Raw genomic sequence first — 19,434 nt, 5'->3', positions numbered from 1 at the left:
CCGAGCCGTACAGACGGTGCAGCTCAGGCGGCACGGCTGGCGAAGGCCTCCGCCAGCCTGCCGGCCTGTTCATAGGCCGTGGCCAGGGACTTCTCGTGCAGCGGGACGAGCTCGGCCATTGCCGGGACGTCGGGCGCCATGGTCAGCTCGGGGGTCACCGTGGTCACGTCGAGTCCGAGCATGTGGGACGAGCCCAGGACGGTCTCCAGCGTGGGAACCAGGTAGTCCTTGCCCTCGTTGGGGCTGCCGGGGCCGTAGCCGCCGCCCCGGGCGGAGATGACTACGGCCGGGCGGCCGGCTGTGGGGGCGCCGTCGGCGAAGCCGAAGGTGCGACCGACGATCATGATCTGGTCCAGCCATGCCTTGAACACCGAGGGCATGGAGAGGTTGTACAGCGGCACCGTGAACAGGTAGGCCCCGGCGCCGAGGAACTCCTCGATGAGCTCGTCCTGAAGCCCCGCGGCCTCGGCCTGTTCCGGGGTGTGCCGGGCGGGGTCGGTGACCCGGGAGGAGACGCCCGCCGCGGTGATGTGGGGCACGGGCGAGGCGGCGAGGTCGCGGTGGACGACCGGGCCGCGCCACGCGGCGCGGAAGGACTGGGCGACCTTGCGGGAGACGGAGGCTTCGCCGAGCGAGGAGGAATCTATGTGCAGCAGGTACGACATGGGAATGCTGACCTTTCAGGAATGATGCCGACGTCGAGGCCGGGAGCCGGCGCGCCGGAGAGATCGGTGAGGGGCGCCGTGGGCGTCAGACGCGCTCGGGGACGGTGCAGCCGTCGGGGCCGCGGACCGGGGCGTCGCCGGCGACGGGGGCGACTGGGTGCGTGTCGGCCCAGGCAGTACGCAGCAGGTCGAGCATGGTGTCGCTGTCCTGCGCGCCGGGGACGGCGTGTCGGCCGTCGATGACGATGAACGGGGCGCCGTTCGCGCCCAGACGCTGGGCCCGGCGGGCGTCGTCCTGAACCTGCTGCCGGAAGCGGCGCTGGTCGAGGGCCTGCCGGGTCAGGTCACGGTCCAGACCGAGCTCGTCGGCGAACTTCAGCAGGTCCTCCAGACGGAAGACGGGTTCGGACTTGCCGAAGTAGGAACGGAAGATCGCATCCCAGGCTTCACGGTTCTTGCCGTGGGCGGAGGCATGGGCGAGGAACTCGTGTGTCAGATCGGTGTTGCCGACCTGGTTGTCCAGCACCCGGTACGGGGTCAGGCCCTCGCGCTCGGCCAGCGCCTCGATCCGCCGGGTCGCCGCCTCGGCCTGGCTGCCATCCACGCCATACCGGCGCAGCAGAGCCTCGCGGGTGGAGAAGGTTCTGCCCTCGGGGAAGCTGCCGCTGATCGGGAACGAGTGGTGCACCACCTCCACCTGGTCACGGTGCTCGAACCGCTCGACGGCCCGCCCCACGCGATGGTGGCCCAGGCCGCACCAGGGGCAGGTCACCTCGGACCACATATCCACCTTCATCACGCACCTCCAATTCCGACGAATTGTGCGTAACGCCATGATGGACCAGTATGGAGGCCGATACAAAAGGCACAGAACTGTGCGTGCCGGAGAGGAATGTGCGTCATGGGGACGACCAACGAGGACGACAATGTGGCGGCCGCGGCGATCGGGCCGTGCTCGGCGATTCCCGTCGATCAGATGGCATTCGTCCGGCTGATCCTGGACCGCGTCGGCGACAAGTGGAGCATGCTGGTGATCGCCGTCCTGGAGTCCGGACCGCTGCGCTACACCGACCTGCAACGCCAGGTCCCCGGCATCTCCCAGCGCATGCTCAGCCTCACCCTGCGCCAGCTCCAGCAAGACGGCCTGATCATTCGCACCCCTTACGCCGAGGTGCCGCCGCGCGTCGAGTACACCCTGGCCCCGCTCGGCCGCAGCCTGCACAAGATCGTCACGCCCTTGATCGGCTGGGCCGCCGACCACCACGACGAGATCCGCGCCAGCCGCGACCGCGCCGCAACCCTGGAATCCTGACAGGCATGGCGGCACCCGGGAGCGGGGCGCGTTACATGGGCGGTCCGTATGAAAGAGCCAGAGCGGCCAGGATGTCGATGGCCTCGGCGATGTAACGGTAGGCGGTGGTGGTGCCCACGCCGAATCCGGCGGCGAGCTGGGCGTAGGTATGGCCGCATCGTAGATGAGCCAGCACGAGCAGTGCCTGCCGTCCGGCGGCCAGCCGGCGCCATCGTGTCCCTTGCGCAAGACGACGTGCGGTCAGCTCACGGGCGAGGAACGCAGAGCGGAGCTGGACAGATCGGCCCCGGCTGGGTAGACAAGCATGCGGAAAGCTCCTGGCGGGATGGCTTGGACTCGACACGCACCCGTCTACCAGGAGCTTCTCTATGCCCGGACCCCGCCCTCGCCCCCAGTGGCCCTGCTCCGCATGCAGATTGAGGAAACCTCAGTGGGTGTGGGCGTGAGGGAGTGCGGAAGAGTTCGGCGCCGATCACGAGCGCGGGACGGTGGTCGAAGCGACACCGATCCCATTTGTGCCCGCGTCGTGCCCAGCTGCCCTGCGAGCCGGGCGCGGGCTGGATTCGGTCGAGCTCGCGGCTCGGGACTGACTCGCACTCCCCTCCGGTGTGCTCAGCTGTGCTCAGCGAGGAGCGGTACCGCTCGGAGGCTCTGCTCCCAGGAGGGCGAGCAGCCCGGGGAATCTCTTCTCGACGTCCGCGCGTCGTAGACGGATGCCCTTGCGGTTGCCGTAGTCGATCTCGTCAATGAGACCTGCCTCGCGCAGGACGCGGAAGTGGTGGGTCTGGGTCTGTTTCGAGATCGGAAGATCGAACGAGTTGCAGCCCCGCTCGTTGTCGCTGCGGTCGGCGGCCAACTGCGTCAACACCGAACGACGGTGCTCGTCGGCGAGGGCGCGCAATACCGCACCCAGATCGAGCGCATCGGCCTCGGGGCCGACCAGATTCTTCCCGGTCACGCGGCACTCCCTTCAGGTACGACTTGAATCGTACCTGAAGGATGTGCTCCACTGAGGTACGAAATATTTCGTACCTTGGTTCCGATTGCGCTGCCCCGTGCCGCGCTGAGACCCGGCCCCGGCACTCGCCGGAGACCTGGCCATCGACACTCCGAGAGGTCCTCGTCATGAAGAAGCCCGAGGTGCTGATAGTCGGTGCCGGAATCGCAGGGCCCGCACTCGCGTACTGGCTCTCCCGGAATGGCTACCGGCCGACGGTCATCGAACATGCCCGGCAGCTGCGCTCCGGTGGTAGCGCGATCGTCGTGAAGGGGCCCGCGATCCCGGTCGCCGACCGCATGGGCATCCTCCCGCAGCTCCGCGGGCTCGCCACCCGCAATCGATCACTGACCCTGCTCGACCCCGGCGGCAGGCGAATCCTGCAACTCCCGCTCACCTCGGACGAGGCGCCGACGCTCGAGGTGACCCGAGCCGACCTGTCCGAGGTGCTCCACCGGTCGGCGCAGGCCGAGGCCGAGTTCTTGTTCGACGACACGGTCACCGCTCTCGACCAGGACGGAGGTGGGGTCGACGTCACCTTCCGGCGGTCCGCGCCACGGCGCTTCGACTTGGTAGTCGGTGCCGACGGGATGCACTCCACCGTACGGCGCCTGGTATTCGGCCCCGAGCGGCAGTTCGCGAGCGACCTGGGCCTGTACGGCGCGACCGTGCCGCTGGAACCCGACGCCGTCGAGGACCCGAGCGAGATGACGATGCTGACTGTGCCGAACCGGATGCTGGTCGTCCACCCCTCGCGGACCACTCCGCTCGCGATCTTCACCTTCCGGGCCGAACAGTCGGCGCCCCACGACCGCAAGAACATCGCCCTTCACAAGCAGACCGTGGCCGACGCCTACGCCGACGTGCGGTGGCGGGCACCGGAACTCGTGGCGGCGTTCCTCGACCACCCGGCTCCGTTCTTCGACCCCCTCACCACCATCCGGGTGCCCTCCTGGTCCCGCGGACGGGTCGTACTGCTCGGGGACGCGGCGGCGGCGACAGCCCTGCTCGGTGACGGGTCCAGCATGGCGATGGCGGGCGCGTACGCCCTCGCAGAAGAGCTCGCCGCCCATCCCGGTGATCACGCCCGCGCCTTCGCCGCCTACGAGTCGCGGCTCCGCCGTGAGATAGGGCCGCGGCAGCGACGCGTCGGTCTGCTCTCCAGGCTCATGGTGCCCCGCACCCGGCCGGGCCTCGCGGTGCGCAATGCGGTGGGCCGCGCGGTCGGTCGCACGAACCGGATCGCCTCTCGCGAAACCGCCAACCGGTAGACCGAGTCCGCACCGACCGGTCACCGGCCGGTGTGCAACTCCGCGGTGGCTCTCAGCCGGGTCGGCTCCGCCATGTCCGACGAGCCCGGCTCGGCGCGGTAGGGCGATGCGGCAGGCCGGTTGCTGTCGGCCTCACCCACCGTTCCCGGCGCTCGGCACGACAAGGGTGCTGCCGGTGACTTCACCCCGCGACGCGGAGGTGAAGTGCTGGGCGGACAAGGCGTATCAAGGCGTCGGCGGCATCATCCGGGATCCCTTCCGCCACCAACGGAATCCGCAAGCTCGATGTGGAGACCATCGACGACAACCACCTGGTGGCCTCGGTGTGCAGAAGTCCGGCCACCGGGCCCCTTCCGGTCACGCACCTTGCGGACCACCAGGTCCGGGACCAGCCGCATGGGCTCCTGCGCAGCAAGGTCATCGAGGTCGTCTCGCCCGCACGGCTTCAGGGCAATTACCTCTCGATGAAGGCACCGAAAGCTCCGCCCGAGCCGGTGTCCTTCATTGAAAGATCGTCTCCTGATAGACCACTCATTTCGATAGGAGCTCGTAGGGCGTGTTGCGAAAGTGCGTGCGGCGACGGACGGGCCGTAGTACTCCTGGAGAGTCCTAAATCCGTGTCTGTTCTCATCCGGAGTTGTCGATGGCCGTTCGCCGTGTCATGCCCGTCATCCAGTCAGAGGCTGCGCAGGAGAGCCGGGAGTTCTACAGTCTGCTGGGCTTTGAGGAAGTCATGAATCACGGCTGGATCATGACGCTTGCCTCGCCGTCCAGTCCGACGGCGCAGGTCAGCGTTATGACCAGCGACAAAACCGCCCCAGTCACTCCCGATATGAGCGTCGAGGTAGACGATGTGGAGGCAGCTTACGTGGTCATGCGGGACAGCGGCGCGGAGATCGTTCACCCTCTGCAGGACGAGGAGTGGGGAGTGCGACGATTCTTCGTCCGTGACCCCAACGGCCGCGTGGTCAACGTTCTGAGCCACCGCTGACACCTTTCCCGCGCCACCGAACCCACTGATCATCGCAAGCACCGCTTCAGCCATAACCATGCCGCGATGGTGCAGCCCCGCCTGCCGCCCGGCTGCAAGAGGGCTCTGGGTTCGCGCGAACCTCCGGTGCGAGGCGGGCAAGAATTATCGAGGCCTGCCACAACGAAATTCCCTCTCACGCGCGCGAAAGGGCCGACACCGGCCACGGAGGGCTGCCAGAACCCCTCACGCCGCACGGTGGAGCGCTACCGCTCCGGGGCCCCCACCAAGCCGAACAAGCGCCTGCGGGCGGCCTTGGTGGAGGAGACCGAATCGGAGTGGCAACCGCAGGTCAAAGCGCAGGCAAGGCAGCACACGGCTACCTCGGGCGGGCTCGTCATATCGTGCCGGGCCTACTTCGGCATCAGCCCGGAGGGCACGTCGGACGCGGGCAGTGTGCGGGGCCTTACCGTCGCCGTCGCCCCCTCCCACGCTGCCCCATCCTGGCAGCCAGGTGTGAGTGGTTGGTGTCGTGGCAGTGGTTGGTCAGCAGTGGGGCGATTTCTACGGTATGGGACTTACACAGGCCAGGGTGCGTCCGTGCCTGATCGTTCCGCCTGCTACGGGATGACCGTTCCTCTGCCATGGACCGGTTAGCACAAGAGCCGTTTCCTGTCGTGGGGTTGGCTGTTCCAGTGCACGCGTTCTGGGACGCGGTGTGTGCTGCTGTGTATGGCGAAGAGTCGGCCGCTGTCCCTTGCGTCGGATTCACCCACCGTGTTCCAGCCTGCGACAGGCGTGCCGCGGCTGGCGGTGGTCCGGCGTCTGCTGGCTGTCGATGAGGCCGGAGGCATTACCCGTCTGCATGTACGGATCGCTGCCGAAGCCGCCGGGGTCTCTCAGCGGACGGTGCGGCGGTGGCTGGCCTAACCGCATCCACCTCCTTGGTGAAGGTCCCTACGGAGACCCCCATCGTCCGTCTCCGGCCCGGGTCGAGCTTGCGATCTACCCCGAGACCGTCAAGCTCACCGCCTTACTTGCGTCACCGCACTGGCGCGAACACCCTGAGCTCCACCTCGAAGCCGCCCGGCGGTTTCAGCTCGTGGCCGAAGCCCACTGCCCAGTCCTGATGAACCCTGCGTAGGCAGAGTGACATGGCATGGAGAGGCGGAGTCTCTGTCACCGGCGCGGCTCCGGCTGTTGTCAGTGCCTGCTGGCACCATGCCCGAACGCCCACACCATCAGGAGAGACCATGGGCACTTGGGACGTCGGCCCCTTCGGCAACGACACTGCAGGGGACTTCTGCGACGCCCTCGACGAGGCAGCCGAGGACGAACGCGAAAGCATCATCCGCAAGACGCTCATCCGCGCGATCGACACCCACGGCTATCTGGACGCGGACGTCTCGGAAGAGGCAGTCGCCGCAGCCGCCCTTGTCGCCACGCAATGTCCCACCGGCGAGCCCGCCAGCCCTCACTACGGACCGGATCAACCACTACCCGAGCTCTCCACCGATCTGCGCGAACTCGCCGTTCAAGCCCTCGATCGAGTCCTCAGCGAACCCTCTGAACTCATGCAACTCTGGGGTGAAACAGACGGCATCGGACCCTGGCGAACGGATCTCTCCCGCCTGCGAAATGCGCTCCTGCCGCAGCCTCCCGGACAACAGCTCGGCTGGGCCATCTCGGGAAACTGACAACTTCCATGAGAAGCGGGCGCCCCGGTGTCAGGGAGGATGTCAGTCCAAAGCTCAGACGGCCGACTGGCACCAGATTCGTTGACACCTCAACCCTCAGCTCGGCACCCTGCACCGTCCGTGATACACCAGCCCGCCGGACCGTCTCACACCAAGATGACACAGCCCAGCTCAGAGCCCGTCGACCAACGAACCTCATCGAGAAGGGACACCCCGGCCCGCACCCGCACCAGCCCCTGACAGCACTTCGCCCCGTCGCAGAGCGGCGGGGTGAAGCAACCAGGCCCGGATTGGCCGACAGCATCCCTGGAGGGCGGGCGTCTTATGCGGCTGCCGGGGCCTTGAGGGCGTCCGTCGCGGCCGGGTAATCGATGTACCCCTCCGTCCCTCCCCCGTACAGGTTCTCCGTCGGCGGCCCCGCGAGCGGGGTGCTGTTGCCCAGGCGGGCGGGCAGGTCCGGGTTCGTTATGAACAGGCGGCCGAGGGCGACCACGTCCGCGTGCCCGTCCCGCACCAGCCGCGCCCCCGCGCCGGGGCTGCTCGGCGCCGGGCCGTTCGTGTTGGCGACGAGCGTTCCCGACCAGCGCGTCCGCAGGTCCGCGATGGCTCCGTACGCGCCGTTCTCCAGGACGTGCAGATAGGCCAGGCCCAGCGGGTCCAGTGCGTCGACCAGCGCACGGTACGTGGTGCGTGCGTCGGCCTCGGTGAGCTGGTTCTCGGCATTGTCCGGCGAGATGCGCAGACCCACGCGGTCCGCGCCGACCGCAGTGGCGACCGCCTCGACGACCTCCGTCGCGAATCGCAGACGGCCGGTGACCGAGCCGCCGTACTCGTCCGTGCGCAGATTGGTGTTGTCGGCGATGAACTGCTGGATGAGATAGCCGTTCGCGCCGTGGATCTCCACGCCGTCGAAGCCCGCCTCGATTGCACGCCGGGCTGCGGACGCGAAGTCCCGTACTGTCTGGGCGATTTCACCGAGTGTCAGCTCACGCGGGGTCACGTGGTCGAGCAGCCCGTCTCGGGTGAAGATCTGCTTCCCTTCGATGGCGACAGCCGACGGGGCCACCGGCAGCTCGCCGTCCGGCAGTGTCAGCGGGTGGGTCATCCGCCCCACGTGCCACAGCTGGGCGAAGACCGTGCCGCCCTCGGCGTGCACCGCGTCCGTCACCTCTCGCCAGCCACGAGCCTGCGCGTCGGTCACCAGACCCGGGATGCCGGGGCCGCCCTTGGCGAGCGCGTTGACGTACACGCCCTCCGTGATCAGCAGCCCGGCTCCGGCGCGCTGCCGGTAGTACGTCGCCGCGTGCGGGCTCGGCGCTCCCGTCACGTCGTCGGCCCGGCCCCGCGTCATCGGGGCCATCGCCACCCGGTTCGCCAGCTCAAGGCGCCCCGCCCGGTACGGCTCCAGCAACTCCCGCATTCCCGCACCCTCTTCCGGTATTTCCGCGTCCCGCACACGCGCCCGCGCCTGTCCCGTCACGACTCCGGCGCTCATGCGGCGCTCCGGTCCAGCGCGATGACCTCGACCTCGATCTGCCAGTCGGGCTGCGCCAGCGAGACGACCTCGACGAGGGTGTCGGCGGGGTAGGGCTCGGCCAGGAACTCGCCGCGCAGCGTGATCACGTGCGGGAGGTTCGTCGCCATGTCCCGTACGAAGATGCCGACCTTGATCACGTCCGCGAAGGTCAGGCCGGCCGCCTCAAGGACCCGTCCGACGTTCCCGAACGCCTGCCGCCCCTGCGCCAGGAACCCGCCGTCGACGGTCGTACCGTCCTCCTCGAAGCCCGCCTGCCCGGATACGTACACGAACCCCCCGGCCCGGACGGCCTGCGAAATCCGGTACGGCGCGTACCAGTCCGGCGTGGTCGCGATCTTCTCTACGCGCCCCGCGGTGACCGCGCTCTCGTTGCTGGACATGGCTCTCCCCTGTCTAGGTGGGGCCCGGCACGGGGCCCCGGACGGCTGCGTTACGAAACGTTCCGTAACGTCACGGAAGCTAGGTCATCCCGAGCGCCTTGTCAAAACGAAACGTAACGTCACGCGAGCGGTAGAGTGAGACCCATGACCCCCGACCCGAACAGTGAGCGGCGCAGCGAGCGTGCCCGCCGGGCGATCCTCGACGCGGCGTTCGACCTGGTGAGCCGCAAGGGCTTCGCGAAGTTGACCATCGAGGCCATCGCCGCCCAGGCCGGCGTGGGCAAGCCCACGATCTACCGTTGGTGGCGCTCCAAGGGCGCGGTGGTCCTTGAGGCGATGAACGAGGAGCTCGGCGACGACTTCGCCTTCCCCGACACCGGTGACATCGCCGCCGACCTCACGACCCAGATCACCGCGGTGAGCCAGCGGCTGATCACCGGCAGGATCAGCGAGGCCTTCAAGGGCGTCATGGGCGAGGCCCAGAACGACCCCGAGCTGATGAAGGCGTTCCGCGAAACGATCCTCGAACCTAGCATCATGGAGTGCCGGGCCCGCCTGGATTCCGCCGTCGCCGCCGGGCAGCTCCGCTCCGACTTGCCCACCGACGTGATGATCGACCTCTTCTACGCGCCGATCCACTACCGGCACTTCCTGGGCTTCGGCGACGACGCAGTCAGGCACAGCGCCGATCTCGTCCAGGACGTCCTGCTCGGCCTGCGGCCCCGGCCGGACGCGGGGTGAACGATCGCGGCCCGGCCACTCGTTGAGGATGCTGTTGGCCAATCCGGGCCTGGTTGCTTCGTCCCGGCGCTATGCGGCGGGACGAAGCGCTGTCAGGCCCATGGCATAGCCCGAGCTTCTGGCCGACGGCCACCGAAGCCCTCGAGCAGGTGATCCGTGCGAAGGCCGATGGGAAGAGGCCGCCCACGCTGGAGACGGGGAGAAAGCGCGGGGACGGTCGTCGACCTGATGGCCGCTTTGGAGGAGTCCGTGTCCAAGGCGCAGGCCTCGCGCGGCGAGTCCGGCAAGGACGCCACCGTCCACGACATCCGGACATTCAGCTGCTTCAGGTCGGCTTCCATGCACCGATGCTAGCAATTGCTAGCCGGTCTGTGTGGTGTGGAGCCGGTCTGTGTGGTGTGGAGGGAGTGGGGCGAGGGTGGGAGTCCCTCAGGTGGGAGGGAGCGGGGCGAGGGTGGCGGGTTTGACGGCGTGCGGCCCGAAGCGGGCCCCGGGCGCGGTCGGCGACCGTTTTGAGCAGGCGGGCCTTGTCGTCGGTCGGCGTCCAGGCTCGGCTGGTGGTGGGCGGTGGAGGCCGGGGTGAGCTCGGCGCGCAGGGACAGCGCCCGGACGCGGGCGCGCTGCAGGCCCAGGGCCTGGTGCGGGTCGTAGGCGGTGCGGGCGAGGGCGGGGGAGTGGCTGGTGGGTTCGGCCAGGGCTACTCAGGCAGACGACGATCAGGCGTCGTACTGCTCGCGCCACTTGTCGATCAGGGCTGCCATCTCGCGCTGCATGAAGGCGTAGAAGTCCTGCATCTCGCCGAGCCGGCGCCCGGCGGCACTGTCCGACCCGGCTACGGCGATGCCTTCGGCTGCGGCGTCTCCCATGATGGCGAGCATCGCGTTCTCCTTGCCCATCCGGCGTAGCGTCGCCGGCTGGGCGCTGGGCACGGCCGCCATCGGCATGGCCTACGCGAGCACCTATCCCTCGCAGCGCGACAACACGGCGAGCCTCCCCGAGGCGATGCGCGAGGCCCTGCACGTTGACGCCACGGCCGCCGGCTACTTGCACGCCAGTGTCTTCGGGCTGATCCTGCTGCTGCTCGCCGTGATCTACGGAATCGCCACCGGCTCCCGTGCCCTCGCAGCCGACGAGGAATCCGGCCGGCTCGACCTGCTCCTGGCTCATCCCGTTACCCGGACCAGGCTCGCGTTGCAGCGATTCACGTCGATGGCCGCCGGGGCAGTAGCGATCTCCCTCCTCGTCTGGCTGGCACTGCTCGCCATCCGGGACGGCGCTGAACTCACCAGCGTCACACCAACCGAATTCCTCGCCCAGTGCCTGAACCTCGCGCTGCTCGCCATCACGTTCGGGGCCCTTGCCCTCGCGATCGGCGCCGCCGTCGGCCGCAGGGCCGTTGTCCTGGCCACCAGCGCGGCCACCGGCGTTCTCGCCTACACCGCGCACTCGTTCGCCGCACAGATCGGCGCCGAATGGCTCGCGCGCTTGTCCCCGTTCCACTACTACATCGACGGTGAACCGCTGAGGAACGGCTTCCAGTGGGCCGACAGCACCATCCTCGCCGCCATGACAGCTGCTGTCCTCACCCTCGGCATCATGTGCTTCAACCACCGTGACCTCAGCTGACCAACGGGACCACGTGACAAGCACACTCCGGGGGGGGGTACGGGCGAAGAGCCCCCACCGAAGATAGGGTGACGACCGCCGGGCCCTTGACGTGTCGTTGACACAGCCGACAAACCTGGCCGTAGAAGCTGAGAGAAAAAGCCGAGGAAGGGCCTGCCGCGGTGCCAGGACGGACAGCACGGTTGTGGCGCTCGCTGACCACCGCGCATCCGGCCCGTACGGTGGTGACGGCCTTCGCCGCGGTGATCCTGGTCGGGACCGTACTCCTGGCGTTGCCCCTCTCCTCCGAGGAGAGCGGTGCGACCGGCATCGTCGCCTCCCTGTTCACCGCCACCTCGGCGGTCTGCGTCACGGGCCTTGCAGTGGTCGACACAGGGACGTACTGGAGTGGCTTCGGCGAAGGCGTCATCCTTGCCCTCATCCAGGTCGGCGGCTTCGGCATCATGACACTGGCCTCGCTGCTCGCCCTGCTGGTCTCCGGGAAGCTGCGACTGCGGATGCAGCTGAACGCCCAGGCAGAGACCAAGAGCCTGGGCATCGGGGACGTCCGCCGTGTGCTGCTCGGAGTCGCGGGCAGCACCCTCGCCGTGGAACTGGCCGTCGGGGCCACTCTGGCGCTGCGCTTCCGGTACGGCTACAACCATTCATTCGGCGACGCGGCATACCTGGGTTTGTTCCACGCCGTGTCGGCCTTCAACAACGCCGGCTTCGGGCTGCATGCCGACAGCCTCACCCGCTACGCCCAGGATCCCTGGGTCACTCTCCCCATCGCCGCGGCGGTCATCCTGGGAGGCATCGGCTTTCCCGTACTGCTGGAGCTCCTTCGCCACCGGCAGCGCAGGCTCACGACCGGGCGCCGGGGCTGGTCGCTGCACACCAAGCTGACGCTGGTCACCACTGCTGTCCTGCTCGTGACCGGCACGGTGTTCACCTGCCTGCTGGAGTGGACCAACCCGGGCACGCTGGGCCGCTTCGACTGGGACGAGAAGGTTCTGAACGGCTTCTTCCACTCCGCGATGAGTCGCACCGCCGGGTTCAACTCCCTCGACATCGGCGCGATGGAAGCCTCGACCCTGCTGATGACGTGCACGCTGATGTTCATCGGCGGGGGCAGCGCCGGCACCGCAGGCGGCATCAAAGTCACCACCTTCGCCGTCCTCGCAGCGGCGATCTTCGCCGAAGTACGCGGCGAACCCAATTCCGCCGTCCTGGGTCGGCGCCTGGCACCGCACGTCCTGCGCCAAGCGCTGACCGTGGCGCTGCTCGGCGTCGGACTGGTCATAGCCGCCACCCTCGCGCTCCTCACCATCGTCAAGGCACCGTTCGAGGACGTGCTGTTCGAAGTGGTCTCCGCCTTCGGGACCGTCGGGCTGTCCACCGGCATCACCGCGGACATCCCCGACTCCGGACAGCTGATCCTCATCCTGCTTATGTTCGTCGGCCGACTGGGGCCGGTCACCCTGGTCTCGGCGCTCGCCCTGCGCGAGCGTACGCGCCGCTACCAACTACCCGAGGAGCGACCTGTCATTGGCTAATTACCTGCACTCGCTGCGTCGCCGCCGACGCAAGCGGCTCGCCGAGCAGCATCCCGAGCTGAGCGACCAGCGGGTCTGCGTGATCGGCCTGGGCCGGTTCGGCAGCTCGCTGGCCCACGAACTGACCCGGCGCGGCTGGGACGTCCTCGGAATCGACACCGACGCACCTCTCGTACAGCGGCACAGCGACGCACTCACCCACTCCGCCGTCGCCGACTGCACCGATCCCGAAGTGCTCCAGCAGCTCGGCGTCCACGAGTTCACCAGCGCCGTCGTCGGTATCGGCACCGACATCGAAGCCAGCATCCTGATCACCTCCAACCTCCTGGAAGCCGGAGTACCCAACATCTGGGCCAAGGCCATCAGCCGACAGCACGGCCAGATCCTGGAACGCCTCGGCGCCCACCACGTCGTGCTGCCCGAACACGAGATGGGCGAACGCGTCGCCCACCTGGTCACCGGCCGCATGCTCGACTTCATCGAGTTCGACGACGACTACGCCCTCGTAAAAACCGTCGCCCCCGAGATCGCCACCGGCGCCCCACTGGGGCAGACCGCCGTGCGCACCAGATACGGGGTCACTGTCGTTGGCATCAAGCGCTCCGGCCAAGACTTCACCTACGCCACCGCTGAAACCGTGGTCGACAAGGGCGACGTCATCATCGTCACCGGCAAGACCCGCGCAGTGGAAGCATTCGCCGGGCTCACCTGAGGAAACAGGGCTGCCCTCACGCTTCAGCAAGGCAGCTGTCCGCGGCCCTCTCTCAAGCGGAGGCACCGCGAGGCGTGTGGCCCAAGGGCGCGAACCTGCCTGCCGTCCCTGGCAACAGCGGGAGCAGAACCCATCCTGCGGCGTTCAGATACCGACAAATTTGACAGTGATGGGCGCACCAAGCTCTGCACACGACCATAGAGTCGCCCTCGTGAACAGCACCCAGCAGTCCTGCCAGCCCCTGCCGCCGGATGTCCGTGCTGCTGTCCCTTCTGCTTCGGGAGTTGGCGACGTGAGGAACCTCTGGGAGTTTGACCGCGGCATGAGCCGTGCCGTCTACGCCATGATGGTGATCGCCGTCGCCCTGATCGCCCTCGGCGGGAGCACCGATACCTGGTGGGTACTTGGCGTTGGTGTGTGGGTGCTGATCGCCGCGTTCCTCACCGAACTAATTTACCGGCCCTGAGCCGTTCGAACCCCACGACGGGGAAGGCACGCATCGACCAGCAGGCCGGTGGTGCGCAACGTGATTGCGCATTTCAGCGTTCGCTCAGCTGACGACGAACGTGATCCCCGACGGCCTCGAGCATACTCGATGGCCAAGGCGGGACTGCAAGGCGGACCTTGACTCCGCCCTCGATGGCTTCGACCCCTTCCACCCCATCGGCCGCACCGGCACGCCGGATGGAAGCCAGGTTCCGGAGCTCGATGCGGGCTCGACGCTGCCACGGCTGCTGACGAGGCCGAGAGGCAGGCCGCCGCCGCGGTGAGCGACGCCAAGGCCGAGGCGGAGGCCGCTAAGTTCGCTGGGGATGAGGTTCTGGGGATGGCCCGGACCCTGGAGAACAGCGGCGGGCACATGAAGGGTGCCTCGAAGCAGATGGCGGGCTCGGACGCCAGCAAGATCGGGAACGGCGATCTCCACTCCGCCTGCGACGACTTCGCCGACTCCTGGGATTACGGATTCGGTCAGCTGTCCAAGCTGACGAAGGGTGTTTCTAAGTTCGCGAAAAAGGCGTCCGCCGAGTTCGAGAAGCTTGATCAGAAGCTGTACGACGAGCTGAAGAAGAAGGCTGACGGAGAGGGCCAGAAGTAGGGCCGGCCGACCTTAACGGTTCCGTCGCGGAGGCCATTCCATTCCTGCTGCCGCCAGTCTGGCCAGGTGCTTCTTCCGTCGGCTTCGCGTGATGAGGAGGCCGATGAGGTACAGCGTGAAAAGCGTGCCCCAGATGCAGCCGACGACGATTACACGATCGCTGGTATAGCCCATGAAGCCAAGGAAGACGGCCGCCGCGACCAGCAGCAGGATCAGATTGCCCAGGACGCGCGCGTTGTAGCGACCGCAGGCATCCAGGATCATCTGCGAGTGCAGGAGACCCACTTCGCGCTGCGCTGAGGGCAACGGCCGCAGCCCGCCCCCCGGCTTCATCCCGGGCAGCGCTCCGCCGTGCAGCATGTCGGGGTGGTTCGCGACGGTCACCGCCGCGCGTTCGCGGGCGTCCGGGACCCGCCGGAAGGAGAAATACGGGTTGTTCGTCGCGCCGGTCCCCGGTGTGTGGCCCGCGTAGCCGTAGCCGAGCTGTTCGGCGACGTACGCGAAGGCGGCGAACGACTTGGTACTGATGGCGTACGGCCGCACGGAATACTCGCTGTCACCCCGGGATCCGGCCTCCATCAATCCCTTCAGCATGCGCTGCACATCCACGATGACGCTGCCTCCTTCGCGTACTGCGGGAGATGGAGAAGAGCCATGGTGCCACGGACGGCGCCACTGATACGTTCGAGGCTCTATAAGAGTGCGGGCCAGCAGGGGCCATGCGTGCGGATTCCGGTGGCTGATCGTCCTATTCCTCGCGGTGCGTTCAACTGCCCTGCTCTTTCGAGAAGTTGGTGGAGCAGGTAGGAGGCAGTGATGACACCGAGCAGGTGGGTGCCGTCCTTGGCCCGTTCCATCACCGACACCAACGGGCTGCGCTCCCGGACCATCAGAGCGGCCACTTCCAGCGCGGTGTCATCGGGGTCGGCAATCGGCGGTGGGGCGGCCTTGGGAGAGGCAGTCACCGACGATCCGACCGGCCAGTGTCTGGCAGAGCCGGTCGGCGGCGGGGTGGAGCGCGAAGCCGACGACGGCCAGGGCGGGGACGATGAGCCCCCTGGACGAGGAGGCGGGGGTGCTTGACGTCCTCGCGCTCCTCCAGCGCCATCACTTCTTCGGCGCGTTCTTCGTCGTACGCGAAGGACTTACGGAAGAGGAAGCGGCAGAGGGCGACGAGCACCACGATCAGCACGGCCGAGAGCGGGGCGAGGCGGACCAGAAGTCGTTGAAAGGTCAGGCCCGCGCGGCTGGCGATGATGACGTTCGGCGGATCGCCGACCAGCGTGGCCGCGCCGCCGATGTTGGAGGCGAACGACTCGGCGATGAGGAAGGGCGCCACGGGCAGCGCGAGGCGCTCACACACCAACAGGGTCACCGGTGCGATGAGCAGGACCGTGGTGACGTTGTCGAGCAGGGCCGTTGCGAGGGCGGTGATGACGATCAGCATCACCAGTAGACGACTTGTCGTCGGTCGCGCCGATCGCCCGCATCAGCGCGGCGCCGCCCAGCGCGGCCGCGACCCGGCGGATCTTCTCGTTGATGATCAGCGTGTAGGCGCCGACGAAGACGGCGACCGCGGCCCAGCTGTGCCAGTCGTTCACAGTTCCCCAATGAGTCGTTGCATCAGGCGGGCCGCGGTGACGGCGCCGACCAAACGGACTTGGTCGCCCTCGCGTTCGATGACCGCCACCAATGGGCTGTGTGTACGTGCCATGAGCGCGGCGATCTGCAGAACACCCGCGCCGGGCCCGACCACGGGCGGCCGGAACCGGTGGCGTGGCAGCCACTCGCCGACCGTGAGCCCGGCGAGCTTCGCCGGAGTATCGGCCAGGTGCTGGCCGTCAAAGACGGCCGCGAGTCGCAGGGCGTCCTGCATGTATTCCGGCACGAGCCGGCCGATGAGCTGGGAGCTGGGAGCTGGGCAACGATCGCGTACGGCTGCTGGCCCCTGTCGACCACGAGCAGCGCCGGTAGACGGTGTTCGGCGAGTGGCCGGGCTGCGGCGGGGGCGTCGTCGTCCGTAGTCACGAACGGGTAGGTCTCTGCGAGTTCACGCGCCGACATGGCCGGTCTCGTTGTTGGTGGCGCTGCGCGGGGCGTTCGTGGTGTCGACGCGTTGGTCCGGCACGTCGGCGAGGTCGTCGACGTGGAAGAGGCGGGCGATGGGTACGTCGGTGCTGCTGTGGGCGATGATCGAAAAGGCGATGCAGACGGCGATGAGGGTGAACGCCTGCTCGCCCTGGGGTATCCCGGCCTGCAGCACGAGCAGTCCGTAGACGACCGAGGCGAAACCCTTGGGCCCGAACCAGGCCGCCACCAGTTTCTCTTTGCGCTCGAAGCGGGTGCCGATGAGCGAGAGCAGCAACGAAGCGGGCCGGATCAGCACTATCGCGAGAACCACCGCGGCGTATCCGCCGATCGTCAGGTCAGCGAAGAGCTGCGGCGTGAGCAGCGCGCCGAACACCAGCAGGGCCGCGAACTTGGCCAGTTCCGCGAGCGCTTCACCCAGCGGTTCGAAGGCCGCCTTCGCCTCGGCCGAGCGTGCGGTGAGTACCGCGCCCGCGGAGAAGGCGGCCAAATAGGGGTTGGCGTGGGTGAGGTGGCACAGGGCGTAGAGGATCACGCCGATCGCGAGCGGGAGAAGCTGCTGCAGTTTCGGCTCGGCGCCGAGGTGGCGGAAGCGTACGAGTGCGAAGACCGCCATCGGCAGGATGACACCGAAGACGAGCCCCAGGAGCAGTTCAAGGCCGATCTTCGCGAGCGATGCCTCCGCGTGGCCGGACGTGGGGCCGGCCGCGGCGATGAGGATCAGCACGATGGGGAGAGCGAGGCCGTCGTTGATGCCGCTCTCCACGTTCAGCAACTGCCGCAGCTTGGAGGGCACTTCCTTGCGTCCCACGATGGCCGATGCGAACACCGGGTCGGTCGGCGCGAGGACCGCGCCGACCAGGAACGACGTCGTCCAGTCAAGGCCGACCAGGTAGTGCGTGGCCAGCGCCATGAAGAGGAAGGCGAGTGGCATGCCCAGGCCGAGGGCGCGGGCCGGGTTTGTCCAGTTGGCGCGCAGCTTGGGGAAGGAGACGTGCATGCCGTCCGTGAACAGCACGGCGAACAGGGCCAGGTCGGCCGTCACGGACACGATCTCGCTGTCCGGTGTGATGTGGATGAGTCCGAGGAATCCATCGCTGACGAGTGCGCCGCCGACGAGGAATAGGAAGGAGGTCGACAAGATGGTGCGGGCCGCGAGGCCGGACAGGAGCACCGCGATGAGCAGTGCGACTCCGAAGACGACGATGAGCACCATGGCCGGGATCCCCGATCAGTAAAGAGAGCTGTCTCAAGACCGCCGACCAGGCTTCCCGGCACACCGCGAGGAACCTTACACGTTCTTGACACGGCATTGACAGGTTCTTGATGGGCATGCGGGTGGCCAGGGGGTTGCCGGAATACGGCATGGTGAAGGCGCGGTGGTTCCTCTAGGTTCGTGGCCCTTGCTGTTCGCTGCGCAGTTCCGGGTCACGGAAGGTGCCGTGGAGCTGACTCACTCGCCGGAGTCCGGTGGACCTTGTAGTGCTTGGCAGAGGCCGACTTGGCGCAGGGTGGCCTCTACTCGTCCTCCGGCATGGGTGATGACCAGGCGGGAGCCGCCGCTGCGAGCGGCGCGGAGGGCCGCGAACAAGGACGCAGTGCCCTCCGGGCTGAGATAGGTCACCTGGGCCAGATCCACCTCCAGCACATCCGGCCCGGCGCTGAGTGCCTCCAGCAGGCGCTGTCCCGTGGCACCGGCGTTCCGGCCGTCGATCTCACCTCGCAGCCGGACGACCTCGCGTGCGCGCCAAGGTCTTGGCCTGGACCGTCGGCGAGCGCGGAAGCGAGACACGGGGAGCTCCACAGGGCAGGTAAATGCGTCCGCCGACCAGGCTTCCCGGCACACCCTGAACAGCCTAAAGCCAGGGCGGCTGGAACGCCCGCTATGCGCTCCGTTCCGGGATCCTGCGATGGGACGTGTGGCGTCGGGTGAGCGCGGGGGCGATGGCGTTCGCCGCGGGAGCGACGAATGGCGTGCTGGGTTCCGGCATCAACGGCGTCTGAAGCATGCACGGTCACGGCAATGCGGCGGGCGAACGACCTGCGGCACAGTAGTGCCGGCGGCACCGGGGGCGAGAACAGAACGCTTGGCTCCGGGGATGGGGCCATTCGGGGCAATACCACGAGGTGATGGATGGAGCGACTCTTCGGCGGGCGGATGGTCTGCTTCGCGCCGCCCTCACGCCCTTTGCCCTGCTCGGCAGCGCGGATCGACGGCGGTCCATGACAGCCCAGTCACCTGAGAAGCCGCCCTGCCCCACTGCCTTGCCGGATCACGGCAGCGATGACCGGCCCATTGGGTACATGCCCCCAAGCGATGCGCTAGAAAGGCGTTACCAGCGCATCAGGAAATCAGGGGCGGGCATGACGGCAAGCGAAATACCCGAGGAGTATCTGGACGGGTACATCCGCATACTCGGCGACGCCGCGACGACCGGCCGCAAGCTGACCCGCGACGAGCTGGACTCGCGCCGCGCTCTGGGGGAGCGGGCTGCCGACGCGGGCTTCGGACTGCGCGCGCTGGTGGGCGCTCATCTCGCAGCGACCCGCAGCCAATGGCCGACGACGGATTCAGCCACCGTCGGAGGGGTGTTTGCAGCTGTTGAGCAGGCCATCGACGGCTTCGCGGAAGGCTACGAGCGGGCCCAGCGGCTGGCCGTGCGCCAAGAGGAGGCGGTGCGGCGGGAGTTCATCGATGACTTGCTGTACGGCCGCAGCGATCTGGGGCTGCTCGCCGAACGCGCGGAGCGGTTCGGACTGCGGCTCTCCTACGCACACGCCGTCGCCGTGGCCCAGGGGGCAGTCGC

At 67.9% G+C, this 19,434-nt stretch carries 20 protein-coding genes and 4 pseudogenes; 11 read left to right on the top strand and 13 right to left on the bottom strand.

Going from position 1 to position 19,434, the window contains the following annotated elements; translation table 11 throughout:
- Positions 1-23: 23 nt before the first annotated feature.
- Both AC5P1C_RS37015 and AC5P1C_RS37010 read right to left on the bottom strand, forming a co-directional pair.
- Positions 24-665 carry an FMN-dependent NADH-azoreductase gene (locus tag AC5P1C_RS37015; RefSeq protein ID WP_493870359.1) on the bottom strand — a complete coding sequence of 214 codons (642 nt, stop codon included), beginning with the start codon at positions 663-665 and terminating at the stop codon, positions 24-26.
- Positions 666-750: 85 nt separating this feature from the next.
- A complete protein-coding gene (locus AC5P1C_RS37010) occupies positions 751-1,461 on the bottom strand; it encodes a DsbA family oxidoreductase (protein WP_493870358.1) in 711 nt (236 codons plus the stop codon).
- A gap of 105 nt (positions 1,462-1,566) precedes the next feature.
- Here AC5P1C_RS37010 and AC5P1C_RS37005 point away from each other — a divergent pair, with 105 nt between their 5' ends.
- Complete coding sequence (locus AC5P1C_RS37005) at positions 1,567-1,977, top strand: winged helix-turn-helix transcriptional regulator (RefSeq protein WP_493870357.1); 411 nt, start codon at positions 1,567-1,569, stop codon at positions 1,975-1,977.
- Positions 1,978-2,032: 55 nt separating this feature from the next.
- Here the strand turns inward: AC5P1C_RS37005 and AC5P1C_RS37000 are convergent.
- Positions 2,033-2,283 (bottom strand): annotated as a pseudogene (locus AC5P1C_RS37000) (helix-turn-helix domain-containing protein); the annotation flags it as partial.
- A 316-nt stretch (positions 2,284-2,599) separates the two neighbouring features.
- Positions 2,600-2,935 carry an ArsR/SmtB family transcription factor gene (locus AC5P1C_RS36995; protein ID WP_493870356.1) on the bottom strand — a complete coding sequence of 112 codons (336 nt, stop codon included), beginning with the start codon at positions 2,933-2,935 and terminating at the stop codon, positions 2,600-2,602.
- A 167-nt stretch (positions 2,936-3,102) separates the two neighbouring features.
- On the opposite strand from AC5P1C_RS36995, the gene AC5P1C_RS36990 reads away from it, so the two are divergent.
- The 3 genes from AC5P1C_RS36990 to AC5P1C_RS36980 all read left to right on the top strand — a co-directional run bounded on the left by AC5P1C_RS36990 (position 3,103) and on the right by AC5P1C_RS36980 (position 6,912).
- Positions 3,103-4,245, top strand: a complete 1,143-nt coding sequence (locus AC5P1C_RS36990) for an FAD-dependent monooxygenase (RefSeq protein WP_493870355.1) — start codon at positions 3,103-3,105, stop codon at positions 4,243-4,245.
- Between the two features lie 643 nt (positions 4,246-4,888).
- Positions 4,889-5,236, top strand: a complete 348-nt coding sequence (locus AC5P1C_RS36985; protein ID WP_493870354.1) for a VOC family protein — start codon at positions 4,889-4,891, stop codon at positions 5,234-5,236.
- 1,232 nt (positions 5,237-6,468) lie between these two features.
- Entirely contained in the window at positions 6,469-6,912 is a 444-nt protein-coding gene (locus tag AC5P1C_RS36980; RefSeq protein WP_493870353.1) for a DUF4259 domain-containing protein, read from the top strand.
- A gap of 322 nt (positions 6,913-7,234) precedes the next feature.
- Here the strand turns inward: AC5P1C_RS36980 and AC5P1C_RS36975 are convergent, their stop codons facing one another.
- A complete protein-coding gene (locus tag AC5P1C_RS36975) occupies positions 7,235-8,407 on the bottom strand; it encodes an alkene reductase (RefSeq protein ID WP_493870352.1) in 1,173 nt (390 codons plus the stop codon).
- Complete coding sequence (locus tag AC5P1C_RS36970; protein ID WP_493870351.1) at positions 8,404-8,829, bottom strand: RidA family protein; 426 nt, start codon at positions 8,827-8,829, stop codon at positions 8,404-8,406. Before AC5P1C_RS36970 ends, AC5P1C_RS36975 begins: the two co-directional genes overlap by 4 nt.
- A gap of 144 nt (positions 8,830-8,973) precedes the next feature.
- On the opposite strand from AC5P1C_RS36970, the gene AC5P1C_RS36965 reads away from it, so the two are divergent.
- The gene (locus AC5P1C_RS36965; protein ID WP_493870350.1) at positions 8,974-9,570 is read left to right on the top strand and encodes a TetR/AcrR family transcriptional regulator; all 597 of its coding nucleotides are present in this window, start codon (positions 8,974-8,976) and stop codon (positions 9,568-9,570) included.
- Positions 9,571-9,999: 429 nt separating this feature from the next.
- Here AC5P1C_RS36965 and AC5P1C_RS36960 read toward each other — a convergent pair.
- Positions 10,000-10,265: pseudogene (locus AC5P1C_RS36960) on the bottom strand (hypothetical protein); the annotation flags it as partial.
- A 21-nt stretch (positions 10,266-10,286) separates the two neighbouring features.
- Positions 10,287-10,466, bottom strand: coding sequence for a hypothetical protein (locus AC5P1C_RS36955; RefSeq protein ID WP_493870349.1), 180 nt, complete (start codon positions 10,464-10,466; stop codon positions 10,287-10,289).
- On the opposite strand from AC5P1C_RS36955, the gene AC5P1C_RS36950 reads away from it, so the two are divergent.
- From AC5P1C_RS36950 to AC5P1C_RS36930, 5 genes are all read left to right on the top strand, one after another.
- Complete coding sequence (locus tag AC5P1C_RS36950) at positions 10,459-11,196, top strand: efflux permease Rv1217c-related protein (RefSeq protein WP_493870348.1); 738 nt, start codon at positions 10,459-10,461, stop codon at positions 11,194-11,196. The two genes, AC5P1C_RS36955 and AC5P1C_RS36950, sit on opposite strands and share 8 nt — an antisense overlap.
- A gap of 161 nt (positions 11,197-11,357) precedes the next feature.
- Positions 11,358-12,731: a TrkH family potassium uptake protein gene (locus AC5P1C_RS36945; protein ID WP_493870347.1), complete on the top strand. Its 1,374-nt coding sequence runs from the start codon at positions 11,358-11,360 to the stop codon at positions 12,729-12,731.
- Positions 12,724-13,443: a potassium channel family protein gene (locus tag AC5P1C_RS36940; protein WP_493870346.1), complete on the top strand. Its 720-nt coding sequence runs from the start codon at positions 12,724-12,726 to the stop codon at positions 13,441-13,443. Before AC5P1C_RS36945 ends, AC5P1C_RS36940 begins: the two co-directional genes overlap by 8 nt.
- Positions 13,444-13,654: 211 nt before the next feature.
- Positions 13,655-13,909, top strand: a complete 255-nt coding sequence (locus tag AC5P1C_RS36935; protein ID WP_493870345.1) for a hypothetical protein — start codon at positions 13,655-13,657, stop codon at positions 13,907-13,909.
- Positions 13,910-14,209: 300 nt separating this feature from the next.
- Positions 14,210-14,539 (top strand): hypothetical protein, encoded by a 330-nt coding sequence (locus AC5P1C_RS36930; RefSeq protein ID WP_493870344.1) that lies wholly within the window; start codon positions 14,210-14,212, stop codon positions 14,537-14,539.
- Positions 14,540-14,551: 12 nt separating this feature from the next.
- Here the strand turns inward: AC5P1C_RS36930 and AC5P1C_RS36925 are convergent, their stop codons facing one another.
- The 5 genes and pseudogenes from AC5P1C_RS36925 to AC5P1C_RS36905 form a co-directional block, all read right to left on the bottom strand.
- Entirely contained in the window at positions 14,552-15,148 is a 597-nt protein-coding gene (locus AC5P1C_RS36925) for a hypothetical protein (protein WP_493870343.1), read from the bottom strand.
- 399 nt (positions 15,149-15,547) lie between these two features.
- Positions 15,548-16,140 (bottom strand): annotated as a pseudogene (locus AC5P1C_RS36920) (SLC13 family permease); the annotation flags it as partial.
- A complete protein-coding gene (locus AC5P1C_RS36915) occupies positions 16,137-16,427 on the bottom strand; it encodes a CBS domain-containing protein (RefSeq protein WP_493870342.1) in 291 nt (96 codons plus the stop codon). The pseudogene AC5P1C_RS36920 and the gene AC5P1C_RS36915, both read right to left, overlap by 4 nt.
- A 162-nt stretch (positions 16,428-16,589) precedes the next feature.
- Positions 16,590-17,843 (bottom strand): cation:proton antiporter, encoded by a 1,254-nt coding sequence (locus tag AC5P1C_RS36910; RefSeq protein WP_493870341.1) that lies wholly within the window; start codon positions 17,841-17,843, stop codon positions 16,590-16,592.
- Positions 17,844-18,080: 237 nt separating this feature from the next.
- On the bottom strand, positions 18,081-18,419 hold the full coding sequence (locus tag AC5P1C_RS36905; RefSeq protein ID WP_493870340.1) for an STAS domain-containing protein: 339 nt from the start codon (positions 18,417-18,419) through the stop codon (positions 18,081-18,083).
- 572 nt (positions 18,420-18,991) lie between these two features.
- Here AC5P1C_RS36905 and AC5P1C_RS36900 point away from each other — a divergent pair.
- A pseudogene (locus AC5P1C_RS36900) lies at positions 18,992-19,434 on the top strand (PucR family transcriptional regulator); the annotation flags it as partial.

The organism is Streptomyces sp. A18, assembly GCF_059026065.1.
This window is presented reverse-complemented; position numbering and strand designations above follow the sequence as displayed.

Coding starts and splice junctions, on each gene's coding strand:
- AC5P1C_RS37015 (WP_493870359.1), bottom strand. CDS start 665: ATGTCGTACCTGCTGCACATAGATTCCTCCTCGCTCGGCGAAGCCTCC.
- AC5P1C_RS37010 (WP_493870358.1), bottom strand. CDS start 1,461: ATGAAGGTGGATATGTGGTCCGAGGTGACCTGCCCCTGGTGCGGCCTG.
- AC5P1C_RS37005 (WP_493870357.1), top strand. CDS start 1,567: ATGGGGACGACCAACGAGGACGACAATGTGGCGGCCGCGGCGATCGGG.
- AC5P1C_RS36990 (WP_493870355.1), top strand. CDS start 3,103: ATGAAGAAGCCCGAGGTGCTGATAGTCGGTGCCGGAATCGCAGGGCCC.
- AC5P1C_RS36985 (WP_493870354.1), top strand. CDS start 4,889: ATGGCCGTTCGCCGTGTCATGCCCGTCATCCAGTCAGAGGCTGCGCAG.
- AC5P1C_RS36980 (WP_493870353.1), top strand. CDS start 6,469: ATGGGCACTTGGGACGTCGGCCCCTTCGGCAACGACACTGCAGGGGAC.
- AC5P1C_RS36975 (WP_493870352.1), bottom strand. CDS start 8,407: ATGAGCGCCGGAGTCGTGACGGGACAGGCGCGGGCGCGTGTGCGGGAC.
- AC5P1C_RS36970 (WP_493870351.1), bottom strand. CDS start 8,829: ATGTCCAGCAACGAGAGCGCGGTCACCGCGGGGCGCGTAGAGAAGATC.
- AC5P1C_RS36965 (WP_493870350.1), top strand. CDS start 8,974: ATGACCCCCGACCCGAACAGTGAGCGGCGCAGCGAGCGTGCCCGCCGG.
- AC5P1C_RS36955 (WP_493870349.1), bottom strand. CDS start 10,466: ATGGGCAAGGAGAACGCGATGCTCGCCATCATGGGAGACGCCGCAGCC.
- AC5P1C_RS36910 (WP_493870341.1), bottom strand. CDS start 17,843: ATGGTGCTCATCGTCGTCTTCGGAGTCGCACTGCTCATCGCGGTGCTC.